General features: G+C 41.9%; 7 protein-coding genes. All 7 read left to right on the top strand.

Annotation, left to right across the window (positions count from 1 at the left end; genetic code table 11):
- Nucleotides 1-272 precede the first annotated feature (272 nt).
- Nucleotides 273-3,401, top strand: a complete 3,129-nt coding sequence (locus VL121_RS19010; RefSeq protein ID WP_325408192.1) for a SusC/RagA family TonB-linked outer membrane protein — start codon at nucleotides 273-275, stop codon at nucleotides 3,399-3,401.
- Between the two features lie 20 nt (nucleotides 3,402-3,421).
- Nucleotides 3,422-4,921 (top strand): RagB/SusD family nutrient uptake outer membrane protein, encoded by a 1,500-nt coding sequence (locus VL121_RS19005; RefSeq protein ID WP_325408191.1) that lies wholly within the window; start codon nucleotides 3,422-3,424, stop codon nucleotides 4,919-4,921.
- Nucleotides 4,922-5,120: 199 nt separating this feature from the next.
- Nucleotides 5,121-7,508, top strand: a complete 2,388-nt coding sequence (locus VL121_RS19000; RefSeq protein WP_325408190.1) for a glycosyl hydrolase family 95 catalytic domain-containing protein — start codon at nucleotides 5,121-5,123, stop codon at nucleotides 7,506-7,508.
- Nucleotides 7,509-7,560: 52 nt separating this feature from the next.
- Nucleotides 7,561-8,703: a CaiB/BaiF CoA transferase family protein gene (locus VL121_RS18995; RefSeq protein WP_325408189.1), complete on the top strand. Its 1,143-nt coding sequence runs from the start codon at nucleotides 7,561-7,563 to the stop codon at nucleotides 8,701-8,703.
- On the top strand, nucleotides 8,700-9,845 hold the full coding sequence (locus VL121_RS18990) for a CaiB/BaiF CoA transferase family protein (RefSeq protein ID WP_325408188.1): 1,146 nt from the start codon (nucleotides 8,700-8,702) through the stop codon (nucleotides 9,843-9,845). The genes VL121_RS18995 and VL121_RS18990 overlap by 4 nt, the downstream gene beginning before the upstream one ends.
- A 198-nt stretch (nucleotides 9,846-10,043) precedes the next feature.
- Complete coding sequence (locus VL121_RS18985; RefSeq protein WP_325408187.1) at nucleotides 10,044-12,275, top strand: DUF5703 domain-containing protein; 2,232 nt, start codon at nucleotides 10,044-10,046, stop codon at nucleotides 12,273-12,275.
- An 18-nt stretch (nucleotides 12,276-12,293) separates the two neighbouring features.
- Nucleotides 12,294-12,800: a MaoC family dehydratase gene (locus VL121_RS18980; RefSeq protein ID WP_325408186.1), complete on the top strand. Its 507-nt coding sequence runs from the start codon at nucleotides 12,294-12,296 to the stop codon at nucleotides 12,798-12,800.
- Nucleotides 12,801-12,807: the final 7 nt, after the last annotated feature.

Below are 12,807 nucleotides of genomic sequence, written 5' to 3'. Positions count from 1 at the left end.
AGGCTTCATAACAATCGTTGATAATACGTTATTGAATGTTGTTTGTAAGTAACCGCTATATAAGGTTTTTATAAAAATAGCCTGCTTTTAAAAGGATACGAATAGAATGCTTACATAAAGCAATATAAATATCTTTTTGATGATTGGTTTTAAAGGTATGGTAAAATACTTTACTAACTCAATAAGATTAGCAACTAAAGAAGGATATTTTGTAATTAGGTTTGTTCAATCATAATAATTATTTCTGATCTTAAATTAAACAATTTAACGGTATGCTTGTAACCAGAACCAACTGTAAACGCGGACATGCTATGCATTCCATCTTCGCAAGAGCAGCTATGTATTCAGGAGCGCTCTTTTTAATGCTTCTTTTTAGTAATTCCGTACGGGCGGGCGGTTTTTCAAACGAAATGAGCCCGGAGGAAATCCGCCAAAGCAAAATTAATGGTACCATAAGGGACCAGGACGGGGCGCCTCTTGCAGGAGCCAGTGTAAAGATTAAAGATAAACCCGGCGGTGCTCAAACCGATCTTTCCGGCAAGTTTACTATTGAGGCCGGAGTAAATGATGTACTTGTAATAAGCGCGATAGGATATGCTGAAAAAGAAATAACAGTGGGTGCGGCGCTGGATTACAATATATCTCTGGATAAGGAATATTCTGAACTGGACCAGGTAGTAGTAGTGGGCTATGGTACGCAGAAAAAGGTTAATCTGACTGGCTCTGTTGCAAGCATTGGCGGGGCTGAACTTACCAAACGTTCGGCCACCAATGTGCAGAACCTGTTGCAGGGAAAGGTTTCCGGGCTGCAGGTTACACAGGGCTCCGGTAAACCCGGCGCTGATAACGCGGAACTGCGCATACGCGGTGTAGGTACCTTTATTGGAGCGGGTAGCAACCCATTGGTATTGATTGATGGTGTAATGGGTGATATGACCAGCCTGAATCCTGATGATATTGAATCGGTTTCTGTTTTGAAAGACGCGGCATCCGCGGCTATTTACGGAGCGCGGGCCGCTAATGGTGTTATTCTTATTACAACAAAAAAAGGCAGGTACAGAGAACTCACCATCCAGTACCATGGAAATTTCCAGGTGCAAAAAGCAACGAGGTTGCCCGAGTTGCTTACTAATTCTGCTGATTATATGACCTATTGGAATGAAGCCAATACAAGGAGCGGCTTAATCCCCTATTTCGATCAGGCAACAATTGATGCTTTTAAAAATGGAAATGACCCAGACAAATACCCGAATTTTGATTGGGTAGATCATATTTTCCGTAACGCGCTAGCCCATAATCATCACGTAGGAATTAGTGGTGGAAATGAAAAAACCACGTTTAATCTTAGCATGGGTTACCTGGATCAGGGTGGTATTATGAGCATTTATGATTTTAAAAAATACAATCTCTTATTATCTGTTGATACCAAAGTAAAAAACTGGTTAACTATAGGAGGTAATATCCAGCTCAGCAAACGCGATATTGTGCAGGAGAATTTTGGAGACAATGATTTTGTAATGAGCGCTTACTCTGGGCCTAATTATACGCCAACCATTACTTTGCCGGATGGCTCTACAGGTTTTGTAGCCAGGTACAGCAATGTTATTGGTGAATGGACGGTGAGAAACCCTGATGCAATTTCAGCCAGCGGATCCAGGAAAATCAACCTGTATAGCATGCGGCCGCAAATATATGCAGATGTAAAACTGGCTAAAAACCTTACCTGGTACACGAAAGGCGCTATTGGCTTTAATAGCGAATTTAATAAGCGGCATGAACATACTGTGGATAATTATTATTTTGATGATGGCAGTTATGCGCATAATAACGCGGTTATAAATCTGGGGGTTCAGGATTTAATGACACAGAATTTTGAAACAACACTGTATTCCACTTTAAATTATCTGAAGTCTTTTGGTAACCATAACCTGAATGTCCTGGCAGGATACAACCAGGAATCTAACTATTACAGGGAACTAAGAGGTGCTAAAATTAATTTCCCAACAAGCACGATATCGGAACTGAATGCAGGCGCCGCCCTGGGGCAAACTACCGGCGGTACAGCCAATGAATGGGCTATTCAGTCTCTTTTTGGTCGTTTGATGTATGATTATAAAGGTAAGTACCTGTTTGAAGCCAATGCCCGCAAAGATGGCACTTCAAGAATAGCGCCGGAAACCCGCTGGGGTACATTCCCTTCCGTATCTGCGGCATGGAGGATGTCAGAAGAGTCTTTTCTACGTTCTGTTAATTGGTTAGATAATCTTAAAGTAAGAGCATCATGGGGGAAATTGGGGAATCAGAATATAGGGTTATATCCATACCAGGATCTGTTGTCTACCACTTCTTATCCATTTGACGGATTAGCGCCCGGCGTGCAACTGAACGCCTTAAGAGATCGTAGTCTTAAATGGGAAACAACTACTGTTACTGATTTCGGTGTTGATTTTAGTATGAAAAATGGGTTAATATCGCTTACTGCGGATTGGTTTAATAAAGTAACGGATGATATATTAAACCAGATTCCTGTCCCTGCGAGCGTAGGGTTATCTTCTCCCACTATCAATTATGGTAAAATGAAAAATACCGGTTGGGAATTTGAACTGGGTCACAGGAATAGAATAGGTGAGCTTTCCTATAATGTCAACTTTAATTTTACCACTTTTAAAAATAAGGTACTCAATGTTGTTAGCCCAATAATTTCTGGAAATGCAATGGTAAAGGAAGGGGAAGCGTATAATGCTTATTATCTTATTGAATGGGATGGCATTTTCCAGAACCAGGATGAAATTGACAAAGCGCCCAAGCATCCGTTCAATCCTAAACCCGGAGACCTTAGGTACCGTGATGCCAATGATGATGGTGTAATTGATTCTAAAGACCGCGTGGTGGTTGATGGCGCCTATGCTAAATTCTATTATGGCGGAAGCATTAATCTTTCGTGGAAAAATTTTGACCTGTCCGCGTTTTTTCAGGGAGTTCAGGGAAACAAATTATATGTAGGTGGAGCATATATGGCATGGGGTTATGCGCCGTTCGTACAGGGATCACCTCCAACATTAGACTTTGTTAAGAATATGTGGACGCCTACTAATCCTTCCAATACAACACCGGCCATGTTTGAACAACAGTATAAACCTAATAATGGCACACCCAATACTTACTGGCTGCTGGATGCTTCCTATATGCGATTGAAAAACCTGGCTATTGGTTACAACTTTACCAATGATGTTACCAGGTCAATTGGTTTAAAAGGCTTACGTGTATATGTTTCGGGCGACAATTTGCTCACCGTTACCGATTATCCGGGGGCTGATCCTGAAAGGTCATGTACGGGTTGCCGGTTTAGCGTATATCCGCAGGTAACCACCTATGCGGTAGGAGTTAAAGCCACACTTTAATTAAAAATCAGATAAACGTTATGAATAAGTACATAAAAATATTTACAATAGGAATTTTAGGAATTTACCTCACTTCGTGTTCCAAATTTCTGGATAAGGATCCCTTGGATCAATTATCAAGTTCTACTTTCTGGAGCAATCAAAATGAAGTAGATATGGCGCTCGCCGGTGTGTATGCCAGGATCCTTTCTTCTACCTTTGATCACAATACCATGTTTTGGGATGTGCTCGGGGGTGATGTTTGTGGCAACCAGGGTTCCGGTGTGGTTGCCTTAGGCCAGGGGCTTATTGAACCCACGTCCGGAAGCGTTGTTTCAAGTGTTTATAATGAATGTTACCGGGGTATCAGCGCCTGTAATTTTTTCCTTGGAAATGTTGACAGGGCGCCTGTTCCGGATAATATTAAGACCCAGTACAAAGGAGAAGTACTCTTTTTAAGAGCCATGTTCTATTTCACGCTTTCCGAGTTTTACGGTGGTGTTCCCCTCCATACCAAATTGGTTACTATATCAGAGGCTAAAGTAAAGCAAAGTACAAAAGCGGAAGTGGTTACCCAGATACTTGCTGATCTGGAAACAGCCATCAGCAGCTTGCCCAACACAGCCTACAATGGGCATGCCGTAAGAGGCTCAGCGCTTGCACTTAAAGCGAAAGTTTTATTGCACAATGAACAATGGGGACCTGCTGCTGAAGCAGCCAACCTGGTTATCCAGGAAGGGAAATTTGATCTTTTTAATAATTACAGAACCTTGTTCCTGGCAACAGGTCAAAGTGGAAATCCCGAAATTTTGATGTCGGCAAGATATCTTAATCCGGACCGTTCAGCAACAGGACCCGATATTCAGTTTGCATGGCATGGAACAATTAACCCGCGTGCTGAGCTTGTTGATGATTATGAATGCACAGATGGACTGCCGATTACTGCTTCTCCATTGTACAATTCCGCTAACTGGAGGCTGAACAGAGATCCGCGGCTATTGATGACCGTTAAGGGTTTTGAGGATAAAGTAACCAATTCGGCCGGTGTTGAAATGGGCTTCAATTATAATGCCCAGTCCGGTACCGGGTTTGAGCCTGTAAAAGGTTTAAACTGGGATGCATTACCTGTTGATTATAGCACAAAAAGTGAACAGGACTGGATTTTATTGAGATACAGTGAAGTATTGCTGATGTATGCTGAAGCCAAAAATGAAGCCAGTGGCCCGGATCAATCTATATACGATGCTATTAATGAAGTAAGAGCAAGGCCCGGCGTAAATATGCCTCCTATACCAACAGGATTGTCACAGTCCCAGATGAGAGAACGCATACGGCATGAAAGAAGAGTAGAGTTTGGATTGGAAGGCAAAAGATATTGGGACATTAAACGCTGGAAAACGGCTGAGACCTATATTCCAACGCTTGTAGACCCGGGAGGAAATCAGCGTGTGTTTGATGCAACCAAACATTATTTATTTCCTTTCCCACAAAGCGAAATGGATGTGAATGAAAATTTAGTGCAAAATCCCAACTATAATTAAGGCTTTATTTTAATTGTACAGGTCTTCGTATGGAGGTAGTGGTTTTTAGCAAAAGACTGCTAAAAACCACTGCCTCTTTTTTTCTTTACTTATATATAATGAAATGAAAGCTTCTATTTTATGGCTATGCATAATTGTTGTATGCGTACCTGCCTGTAAGAACAGCAATAAGGCAACCCCTGAAATATCGTCTTATGACATGGCAAAGAAACACACGCTGCATTATGATAAGCCTGCAGTAGATTTTTTTGAGGGCGCTTTACTGGGTAACGGAGGTATGGGTGTAGTGGTAACTACAAGGCCTGATGGAGTAATGCTTTATTTCGGTCATAATAATGTGTGGGATATACGCATTGCCGAAAAAAATAAAAAGGAGATAGGCACTTTTGATTATGTATTCGGCAAAGTGAGCAAAATATCAGATACCTTAAAAGTGCTTACAGACGATCCCTGGTATAAAAAGTACAGCGCCATGGCCCAGGAAAATTACCGGCAGCCCTATCCCCGGCCCTTTCCCTGTGGTTCTGTATTATTAGGATTTGACAGAAGAGATGCCGAATTACTGGGGCATTCGCTTGATATTTCGAACGGAATGTGTGAAGTATACTTACTGGATGCGGATAAAAAGAAAATTAAACTGCAATTGTTTACCGATATGCAGGAAGATAAATTGTGGATGCAACTGGTGGATGATGAAGGGAAAAAAGTACCTAATATTTTTAAAAGAATGAAGGTAATGCCTGATCCTTCCACCCCTTCCGAATTCCCCAAATATGCCGGCGATGAGTCCCTGAATGATGGTACGCTTTCCTTCAGGCAGGTGTTACCCTACCAGGAACCGGATGTATACGATGTGCAAAAAGGGCATCCGAAAGATAAGGCATTCAGGCTAACGGCAACGAGTAATCTCCCTTTAACAAAAACAAGCAGGATAAACTGGGATGGCAACAAGGAAGAAATGCAAAACCTGGAAGCTGCCCTGGAAGAAGGAAATGATTTTATAGCCAGCGTTTCCTTAACGGAAGGATTAAATACAGATGTACCCAAAGAACTGCATCCGCAAAAGCCGGATGCAGCATCATACAGTAAATCCAGGATAGCATCCGATGAATCATGGAAAACGTACTGGGCAAAGTCTGGTGTACGTTTGAGTGATGATTTCCTCGAAGAAATATGGTATAGAAACCTGTATTTTTTTAATTGTGCCGCAAAAGATGGTGTAACAACGCCCGGGCTGTTTGCCAACTGGAGCTATAATAAAATTGGTACTGCATGGCATGGCGATTATCACATGAACTACAATACACAGCAGCCATTCTGGATGACTTTTTCAAGCAATCATCTCGAAAAAAATATTCCCTATGTAAATCTCATCGAATCATTAATGGATGTAAGCAGAATATGGGCCCGGGACTATTACAAACTTCCCGGCGCCTATTTTCCGCATTCCGCCTATCCTGTAGACATGACCATGAATCCTTATCCTGTTCCGCATTGGGGTTGGGAAATTTGTGAAACACCCTGGTCGGTTCAGGGACTCTGGTGGCATTATTTGTATTCTGCCGATACGGCTTTTTTAAAAACCAGGGCATATACGCCTATAAAAGAAGCGGTTGAATTTCTGGTGGCATATATGAAAAGACCCGAAGCCCGCGGAGGTAGCAGGTGGAACGACAACAAGTATCATATCTTCCCTACTATACCACCGGAGTTATATGCACTAAGACCCGGCTTTAAATATAATTATGATTGTACAGTAGATTTAACCCTCACAAAATTCATATTCAAAGCTTTTGAAGAAATGGTAACCGTTTTAAAAACGGAAGCAACTGATCAGGTTGTACTAAATGATGTAAAAGATATACTCGCTAACTTCCCGGATTATCCTACCGCCACTTCAAAAAAATACGGTGAAGTATTAGTTTCGGTTCCCGAAGAGCACGACCAGGTGGTTTACAATGTGCCATCGCCGCTGATGACGGTATTTCCCGGAGAAGATCATGGACTGCATTCAGACGATGCTACTAAGCAATTATTAAAAAATACATTTTATAATCAGCAAAACGAAGGGGGAAACGATTTGGTGTTTATCAACCTGCAGGCTGCCCGTATTGGCTTGCTGGATGTAGAACGGTTTAAAAGACAGGTGCAGTATTCTTTATTGCCGAATGGCACGGCAACAGATAAAGTAATGCAGGTACATGGCCGATATAAAGACCATACAAAATATGATTATATGGGAGCTATGGGCATATGGTTCGAAAACTTTGCATTACCTGTAGTAATTAATGAATGTTTGATGCAGAGTTATAATGGAACGATCAGACTTTTCCCAAACTGGGATAAAGCAGAAGATGCACAGTTCCAAAATTTACGTGCAGTAGGTGCTTTTCTTGTAAGTGCAACACTTAAAGGGGGAGAAATAAGGCAGGTAAGTATTCACAGCGAAAAGGGCGGTATACTCAAGATCGCATCTCCCTGGGGTAAAAAAGGAACACTGAATAACCAGGATGGCAGTAAAAAAATTGAATCAGACATAATTGAGATCAAAACATCACCGGGAGAAAACATTATACTGAAACCGTGAGAACATTTCGATCTGTGATGATTGATAAGTATAATCTATTTAAAACACGATTATGCATTTACCGTTAAAGGGCATTGTTGTATTGGAATTCAGCCAGTATTTGTCCGGTCCCTGCGCAGGGCTTCGCCTGGCAGACCTTGGGGCACAGGTAATAAAAATTGAACGGCCGCAAAAGGGAGAAGCGGGAAGAAAACTGGCGATCAAAAATTTATGGGCAGATGAAAGCTCCCTGCTGTTTCATACCATTAACCGCAATAAAGAAAGTTTTACCGCAGACCTTGATGATCCGCAGGATATGCAATGGATAAAACGGCTGATCGGCCAGGCAGATGTGATAACCCATAATTTCAGGCCGGGCGTTATGAAAAAAAAGGGGTTGCATTACGAAGCGGTAAAGGAAATCAATCCGGGTATTATTTACACAGAAATTTCCGGATACGGGAACGATGGTCCATGGAAAAATAAACCAGGGCAGGATTTGCTCATTCAATCCTTATCCGGACTTACTCATTCCACCGGGAATTATGATGATAACCCACTGCCTTTCGGACTGGGGATTGCTGATTATTTGTGCGGCAACCAGGCCGTTCAGTTTATATTGGGCGCACTCATTCGCAAAAAGAGAACGGGGAAGGGCGCATTCCTGCAACTGAGTCTCATGGAAGCATTAATTGACTTTCAATTTGAATTTTTCACTACCTATTTCCAAAGTAAGCGCCAGCATAAACGTTCTGCAGTTAGCAACGGGCATTCATTACTCAGTGCGCCCTATGGTATTTATAAAACACGCGATGGCTATATTGCCATAGCCATGATGCCGCTTCAAAAACTCAATGCAGCCATTGCCTGTGCAGCGTTGAATGTATTTGAAGAGAAAGAGGCTTTTGAGAAAAGAGATGAGATAAAAGCTATCATCAGCGCTCATCTCCTTACCGCCACAACAGCCTCCTGGTTAAAAAAAACGCAGCCGCTTGACTTATGGGTGATGCCTGTTTTAAACTGGCGGCAATTAAAAGAAACGGATGGGTATAAGGTATTGCAAATGGAACAGCAGGTGCAATTGAACGACAAAGAAATTACAACTACCCGTTGTCCTGTGCGTATAAACGGACAATTATTTCTTTCCGCTAAGCCGGCGCCGGCAGTGGGGCAGCATACAGAAAACATCAAGGCTACCTTATCGTTAAAACTATGACTAAATTATTAGAAGACATATTGGTATTGGATTTCAGCCAGTTTTTATCCGGGCCCTATGCCAGTTTACGGCTGTCTGATATGGGGGCGAGAGTGATTAAAATAGAACGTCCTGTTATTGGGGATATCTGCCGCACGCTATATGTATCGGACGTAAAGATTGACGGGGTAGAATCCACTATATTTCACGCCATCAACCGGAATAAAGAAAGTTTTACTGCAGATATTAAAGAAGAAACGGAACTGGAGAAAATAAAAAAACTGATCAGGAAGGCAGATATTCTTATTCATAATTTCCGGCCCGGGGTGATGGAAAGAGTAGGATTAGGATATGAAACCGTGAAGCAGATGAATCCGCAAATAATATACGCACAAATCAGCGGTTATGGTGAAAAGGGAGAGTGGAAAGACCTTCCGGGACAGGATCTTTTGTTGCAGTCTGTTTCAGGCATTACCTATTTAAACGGTAATCAAACAGACCCGCCTACCCCTATGGGCGTGGCTGCGGCCGATATACTGGCTGGCACACACCTGGTACAGGGCATTCTGGCGGCGCTGTTTAGCCGGTTTGATTCGGGGGAAGGAGCATTGGTGCAGGTAAGCATGCTGGAAAGTTTAATAGATTTCCAGTTTGAGGTACTCACCTGTTTCTTTAATGATGGTTATGCATTACCTGAACGCAGCGCCGTTAATAACGGTCACGCGTACATTGCTGCTCCCTATGGCATATACCAAACGGCGGATGGCTATATAGCACTGGCAATGGGATCCATTACTTTATTGGGCCGGCTTTTACAATGCGATTTGTTATGCAAATATGATCAGCCCTCTGAATGGTTTGATAAAAGAGATGAAATAAAAACAATATTAAAAGATCATTTGCTTACCCGGACTACAAAAGAATGGTTGCATATACTGGAACCCGCGGATATATGGTGTTCGGATGTTTTTGATTATGATACCTTATTAAAAAGCGAAGGCTACAATGTGCTGGATATGGAACAGCAGGTGGTTTCAGGGAACAAAAAAATAAAAACTACCCGGTGCCCGGTTCGTGTAGACGAAAAAATATTAAAATCGGCTAAAGGGGCGCCGGCATTGGGAGAACATACATTAGCTATAGGAAAAGAGTTTGAGTTATAAAAAAGATAAGGGGATTTTAAAGGATACATTTCAAATTGTCGCATTGTTTTGCTTTCTGTGGGCGGTGAAGACACCGCGCACGGCGGCCGCCTCCACCGCCCCGGTTGGTGTCTCACCAGCCGGTGACAATGCGTAGAATATTTAAAATAGTAGAATGTTTAAAATATATAAGGAATTAATTTTTTTAAATTGATAATAATGATTAGAAGCATCTTGTTAACTGCTTTTTTAATGCATATTGCATTTTACGTTTCGGCGCAACAGGTAAAAAATTTTAATCTCCGGTTTGCTGAGCCGGGAGAAGATTCCTGGAGTTCAATGCCCCTGGGAAATGGAGAGATATCTTCGCAGGTATGGACTGATAAGGAAGGGAAAATACAGTTTTACCTGGGTACCACAGATAGCCGCGATGCAATGGATAACCTGCTGAAAGTTGGAAAACTAACCATTCAGTTTGAGCCGAATATTATTGCAGATGGAGCCAATTACGCTGAAGAATTATTATTGAATGAAGGTATTTTTCATATTAAGAATAAGCTTGCTGACATCAGGTTCCGGGTGGATGCCAATCATCCCGAAATAATAATTTCAGGATCATCTGCTGTTCCTGTTAAAATAAAAGTTACGAACAATATATGGCGCACCGAAACACGCGACTGGAATAAAGATGAATACCTGGCTGAATACGGCGACAATGAAATGCCCTTCAAACCTTTTATGGAAGCAGACGATGCCTTAAAAAGTTCCGGTGAGGGTATTATCTGGTTTCACAGAAATAAAAATGAAGTATTCTGGAATGAATTAATGAAAGCGAATGGTCTTTTAAATGAAGGGATAGCCAATCCATTAAAAAACAGAACTTTTGGTGCGCTTGTGAAAGGAGCAGGCTTACAGGCTTTAAACGATACTGTTTTATACACTGCTAAACCGCAGAAAAATTTTATTATTAAAACAACCGTACTGGTACAACAAACAGATACCAGGGAGGCATATATAAATACACTTGAGAAGCTTGCCACCGGACTGGATAAGGCTACGGAAACTGCCGCGCTGGCTGCTCATAAAAAATGGTGGTCCGGCTTCTGGAACAGGAGTTATATTTATTTTAATTCCGCAGATAAAAAACTGAACGACACACTTTTTCTTTTAAACAGGGGATATGTATTACAACGGTATGTAAATGCGGTGGGAGGAAGAGGTAACCTGCCCATAAAATTCAATGGGTCTACATTGGTGCTGGACACTTATAATAAGGCGATTGGCAGGGTATCGGGAAAATCTGCGGATGCAAGGTTATGGGGTGGCGCTTTCTGGTGGCAGAATACAAGATTAATGTATTATCCTATGCTGGCCTCCGGCGACTTTGACCAGGTACAACCGTTCATTAATTTTTATTTGAACCTGTTGCCGGTTGCTAAAAAAATGACTAAAAAATTCCATAAAAATGATGGCGCCCGTTTCCTGGAAACCACTCATTTCTGGGGAGCATGGAGAGGCGGCGATATAGGATGGGACCGGACGAATTTGCAGCCGGGAATTTCAACCAATCCGTATATAAAAGACCTGATTATAACAGGACTTGAAATGTCGAACTATTTATTAGATTATTACAGGTACACAGGAGATGAGCAAATGCTGCATGCGCAAACCATTCCTTTTATCAAAGAAGTATTATTGTTCTATGATCAGCATTATCACCGTGATGCATCTGGAAAACTCTTAATTACTCCGGCGCAATCGCTTGAAACCTATGTAAATGCTGTAAACCCAACGCCGGATATTGCAGGACTTATGGTGGTAACCGCAAGGGTGATGGAACTTACAAAAGACAGGGATGCATTGGCATTATGCAGCAAATTGCAAAACGAACTTCCTGCCATACCAACCGCTGTAAAGGATGGTAAGAAAATCATCATACCTGTACAGTCCTACAAAAACAAAATAAATGTGGAGTACCCTGAACTGTACCCGGTATTTCCATTCCGGGTATATGGCGCGGGGAAAAAAGATACGGACGTTGCCATCAATACCTTCAAAGAAAAACAAAGAGCTTATTCCGGCTGGCAGCAAACGGCTATCCAGGCTGCCATGCTTGGCTTAACAGACAGCGCTGCCAAAATAATGAAGATTAACGGACTGGCCTACGACAAGCGGTTTCGCTTTCCCGGATTCTGGGGCCCCAATTATGATTATACGCCGGATCAATGCCATGCAGGAAATTATATGAATACCTTACAAACTATGCTGATGCAGGCCGAAAATAACGATGTGTACCTGGTTCCTGCCTGGCCTGCGGAGTGGAATGTTAAGTTCAGGCTTCATGTACCGGGTAATAAGCAGGTGGAAGGAGAGTGGAAGAACGGGAAAATGATAAGTGTAAAGAAATATCCTGAATCAAGTAACACGAATATAATTATTGGTTTTCGTTAATGAAATAATACTACGGGTATGAATCCAAATAAAGACGTATCTAAACACAAAGACATTCCGGTATGGAACGCGGAAAACTGGTTTTACGAAGATATAGTTGCCGGGAAAAGTATTCGTTCCATACGGAGAACCATAAGCGAAGGAGAAAGCATGCAGTTTAATGCGTTGATGCTTGATATGCATCCTTATGTGGCAGATGAAATTTTTGCTAAGGAAGAGGGTATATTTGGCCGGCGGCTTGTGGCAGGTGCATTTGTATTTAGTGCCGGACTGGGTTTGGTGGCTACCAATTGTGTAAATGCATTTAGTTATGGGTACGATAAGCTAAGGTTTATAAAACCTGTATTTATAGGCGATACGATATATACCATCAAAACTGACCTGGATAAGCAACCGAAATATAAAGATATGGGGTTGTACAGAGCCTGCTATGAAATATTTAAGAACGAAGGTGAACTGGTGTTATATTGCGAACATTTGCAAACCGTAAAATATCGCAACCCCGAAGCCTTCTCCGAAAAATAAAACAACG

This window comes from Agriterribacter sp., from assembly GCF_035497235.1.
Taxonomy (GTDB): Bacteria; Bacteroidota; Bacteroidia; order Chitinophagales; family Chitinophagaceae; genus Agriterribacter.
Note: the sequence above shows the minus strand (reverse complement) of the source record. Positions and strands in the feature narration are given on the sequence as shown.

Coding starts and splice junctions, on each gene's coding strand:
- VL121_RS19010 (WP_325408192.1), top strand. CDS start 273: ATGCTTGTAACCAGAACCAACTGTAAACGCGGACATGCTATGCATTCC.
- VL121_RS19005 (WP_325408191.1), top strand. CDS start 3,422: ATGAATAAGTACATAAAAATATTTACAATAGGAATTTTAGGAATTTAC.
- VL121_RS19000 (WP_325408190.1), top strand. CDS start 5,121: ATGGCAAAGAAACACACGCTGCATTATGATAAGCCTGCAGTAGATTTT.
- VL121_RS18995 (WP_325408189.1), top strand. CDS start 7,561: ATGCATTTACCGTTAAAGGGCATTGTTGTATTGGAATTCAGCCAGTAT.
- VL121_RS18990 (WP_325408188.1), top strand. CDS start 8,700: ATGACTAAATTATTAGAAGACATATTGGTATTGGATTTCAGCCAGTTT.
- VL121_RS18985 (WP_325408187.1), top strand. CDS start 10,044: ATGATTAGAAGCATCTTGTTAACTGCTTTTTTAATGCATATTGCATTT.
- VL121_RS18980 (WP_325408186.1), top strand. CDS start 12,294: ATGAATCCAAATAAAGACGTATCTAAACACAAAGACATTCCGGTATGG.